The organism is Salipiger sp. (genome assembly GCF_059781815.1).
Window position 1 is genome coordinate 1 of the sequence record NZ_JBYNAH010000372.1, and the last position, 2,485, is coordinate 2,485.

The 2,485-nt window shown below is 64.3% G+C and carries 4 protein-coding genes; all 4 read left to right on the forward strand.

All coding sequences use genetic code 11. The annotated features are described in order from the left end of the window. Nucleotides 1–116: 116 nt before the first annotated feature. The gene (locus tag AC6RA4_RS24810) at nucleotides 117–521 is read left to right on the forward strand and encodes a carboxymuconolactone decarboxylase family protein (protein WP_500164885.1); all 405 of its coding nucleotides are present in this window, start codon (nucleotides 117–119) and stop codon (nucleotides 519–521) included. Beyond that, on the forward strand, nucleotides 518–1,126 hold the full coding sequence (locus AC6RA4_RS24815; protein ID WP_500164887.1) for an NADH-quinone oxidoreductase subunit J: 609 nt from the start codon (nucleotides 518–520) through the stop codon (nucleotides 1,124–1,126). The genes AC6RA4_RS24810 and AC6RA4_RS24815 overlap by 4 nt, the downstream gene beginning before the upstream one ends. 203 nt (nucleotides 1,127–1,329) lie before the next feature. Beyond that, entirely contained in the window at nucleotides 1,330–1,635 is a 306-nt protein-coding gene (nuoK, locus tag AC6RA4_RS24820; protein WP_007799404.1) for an NADH-quinone oxidoreductase subunit NuoK, read from the forward strand. Between the two features lie 6 nt (nucleotides 1,636–1,641). Further along, nucleotides 1,642–2,485 (forward strand): proton-conducting transporter transmembrane domain-containing protein (locus AC6RA4_RS24825; RefSeq protein WP_500164889.1); only part of this gene is annotated, 844 nt, incomplete at its 3' end.

The window sequence follows — 2,485 nt, forward strand, 5'->3', positions numbered from 1 at the left end:
CGCCCTACCGCTGAGCCGAGAGAGATCGCCATGACCGCCACCCGCACCGCCCCTTCCGCAACACGCTGCCGCCCCGCGCGGCGGTGCGGCGGCGCGCTTGACCAAGGATCGACGGCATGACCGAAAAGACCCCGTTCGAGCTGATGATGCAGCAGGCGCAGGAGATGGCGAAGGCCTTCAACCCCGCGCTCGAGAGCTTCTCGCCCCGCGAGTACGAAAAGCTCTGGCCGACCATGCCCAAGGATTTCATGGAGTTCTGGTTTGGCCGCGGCATGTCGAAGGAGGGGCTGGACAGCAAGACCCGCCTTCTTCTCACGCTGGCGGGCTTGACGATGCAGGGCGCGCAGGCCGATACGCCGGTCAGGATGACCGTGCGCCACCTGATCGAGGCCGGCGCCAGCAAGGACGAGATCGCCGAGACCATCGCCCATATGTCGATGTTCGCCGGCATACCCGCCATGACCCGCGCCATGGAGCTTGCGCGCGAGGTGATGGAAGACAACAAGGATGACGAAGAATGACCGTGGTTGCCTTCTACCTGTTCGCGCTCTGCACCATCGTCGGCGGGCTGTTCACCGTGATCAGCCGCAACCCGGTGCACTCGGTGCTCTGGCTGATCCTCGCCTTCCTGAGCTCGGCGGGGCTCTTCGTGCTGCTGGGGGCGGAATTCGTCGCGATGCTGCTGGTCATCGTCTACGTGGGCGCGGTGGCGGTGCTCTTCCTCTTCGTGGTGATGATGCTCGATGTTGATTTCGCCGAGCTCCGGGCGGGGATGGCGAAATACATGCCGCTGGCGCTGCTGATCGGCGTCATCCTCCTGATGCAGCTGGGCATGGCCTTCGGCGTCTGGGAGACCTCCGAGATCGCCGCCTCGCAACTGTCGGCGCCGACGCCGCTGGCAGACGAGACCCAGAACACCGCGGCGCTCGGCCTGCTGCTTTATGACCGTTATTTCCTGCTGTTCCAGCTCGCCGGGCTGATCCTGCTGGTGGCGATGATCGGCGCCATCGTGCTGACCCTGCGCCACCGCCAGGACGTCAAGCGCCAGAACGTGCTGGCGCAGATGTACCGCGATCCGAAAAAGGCGATGGAACTCAGGGACGTGAAACCGGGGCAGGGGCTTTAACGCCGCCGCCCGTCTCGCGCCCGTGCGCGCGAGCGACAAGAACCGGGGCCTGCGGGTCCGACCAAAGACAAGTGCCCCCTGCGAGGGGCAGGAAAAGGGACAGCGATGAGCGTAGCCAGTTGGATAGCCATCTTTTTCGCGGGGATCTTCGTTCCCGTCGTCCTCGGGGTGCGCCAGTCGCGGCGCCGCAACGGAGAGCGCACATGATCGGAGTCGAGCATTACCTCACAGTGGCGGCGGTGCTGTTCGTCACCGGCATCTTCGGGATCTTCCTGAACCGGAAGAACGTCATCATCCTGCTCATGAGCATCGAGCTGATCCTGCTTTCGGTGAACATCAACTTCGTCGCCTTCTCGGCGCATCTGGGCGATCTCGCGGGGCAGGTCTTCACGCTCTTCGTGCTCACCGTGGCCGCCGCCGAGGCGGCGATCGGCCTCGCGATCCTCGTCTGCTTCTTCCGCAACCGCGGCTCGATCGCCGTGGAAGACGTCAACGTGATGAAAGGCTAAGCCCCGATGGAGACGATCATCCTCTTCGCGCCGCTCGTGGGCGCCATCATCGGTGGCTTCGGCTGGAAGATCATCGGCGAGACCGCCGCGATGTGGACCACCACCGGCCTGCTGTTCCTGGCCTGCCTGCTGTCTTGGATCGTGTTCCTGACGCTGGGCGAGGCGCACACCGTGTCGCTGTTCCGCTTCATCGAGAGCGGCACGCTCTCGACCGAATGGGCGATCCGCGTCGACCGCCTCACCGCGATCATGCTGATCGTGGTGACCACGGTCTCGGCGCTCGTGCACCTCTACAGCTTCGGCTACATGGCGCATGACCCGCAGTTCGAGCACACCCCGTACAAGGCGCGCTTCTTCGCCTATCTCTCGCTCTTCACCTTCGCGATGCTGTCGCTGGTGACCGCCGACAACCTCGTGCAGATGTTCTTCGGCTGGGAGGGCGTGGGTCTGGCCTCGTACCTGCTGATCGGCTTCTACTACAAGAAACCCTCGGCCAACGCCGCGGCGATGAAGGCCTTCGTGGTCAACCGGGTCGGCGATTTCGGCTTTGCGCTGGGGATCTTCGGGCTGTTCTACCTGACCGACAGCATCCAGTTCGACATCATCTTCAACCAGGTGCCGAACATCGCCGAGACCCAGCTGCACTTCCTGTGGCGCGAGTGGAACGCGGCCAACCTGATCGCCTTCCTGCTGTTCATCGGCGCGATGGGCAAATCGGCGCAGCTGCTGCTGCACACCTGGCTGCCCGACGCGATGGAAGGCCCGACCCCGGTTTCTGCGCTGATCCACGCCGCCACCATGGTGACGGCGGGCGTCTTCCTCGTCTGCCGCATGTCGCCGCTGATGGAAT

Excerpts from the sequence above, each read along its gene's own strand:
- AC6RA4_RS24810 (WP_500164885.1), top strand. The coding sequence starts at position 117 with ATGACCGAAAAGACCCCGTTCGAGCTGATGATGCAGCAGGCGCAGGAG.
- AC6RA4_RS24815 (WP_500164887.1), top strand. The coding sequence starts at position 518 with ATGACCGTGGTTGCCTTCTACCTGTTCGCGCTCTGCACCATCGTCGGC.
- nuoK (WP_007799404.1), top strand. The coding sequence starts at position 1,330 with ATGATCGGAGTCGAGCATTACCTCACAGTGGCGGCGGTGCTGTTCGTC.